At 59.1% G+C, this 599-nt stretch carries 1 protein-coding gene; it reads right to left on the reverse strand.

Features of this window, described 5'->3' with window-relative positions; translation table 11 throughout:
• Positions 1 to 29: 29 nt before the first annotated feature.
• A partial coding sequence (locus tag L692_RS32790) for a hypothetical protein (RefSeq protein ID WP_025700982.1) occupies positions 30 to 599 on the reverse strand: 570 nt, incomplete at its 5' end.

The raw sequence follows: 599 nt of genomic DNA on the forward strand, positions 1-599 counted from the left end.
GTGCTCTAGCCACTGAAATACGGATTCCGTCATCCGCCGAACCCGCTGGCCTTGCCCGAGCTGGACCGGGAGCTGGAGCCAAGGCTCGATTTCGAGCTTGATCTTGAGCTGGACGACGAACTGGACGAGCCCAGGCTGCTGGATGTTCCACCGATGCCGCCCGCCTTGGAAGACGTTGACCGTCTCGTAATGGTGCCTGTCGTCGAGGTCGAAGTCTTCGGCTTGACCACGGAGCCTGTTACCGGCTTGTTCTGAAACCTGGTGCCGTCATAGGTTCGCGGCTTATAGACCGTCCGTGTGCCGCCATAGTAGGTCTTGCGGTGATCATACCATCTGCTCGGCGAATAGCTGGAGCCGCTGTTAAACAGCATGTGGTACAGCAGCAGGTCGTCCCAGCCGAAGCCGGAGTTATAGCCCCCGTAGTTATTGATAACCGTTGTCCCGTTCGATGTCGCTACGCCCGGGGTGGCGGTCGGCTGGGCCGTTCCCTCCCCCGTCTCTTCCGGATACGGGATGTTCCAGTCCACATTTTTGTCGAAATAGGCTTTAACCTCTTCCGTAGACCAGGACACCAGCGTCGGCTCGTCAGCCGATGAGCC

It is taken from the genome of Paenibacillus forsythiae T98 (assembly GCF_000520735.1).
GTDB lineage: Bacteria > Bacillota > Bacilli > Paenibacillales > Paenibacillaceae > Paenibacillus_AQ > Paenibacillus_AQ forsythiae.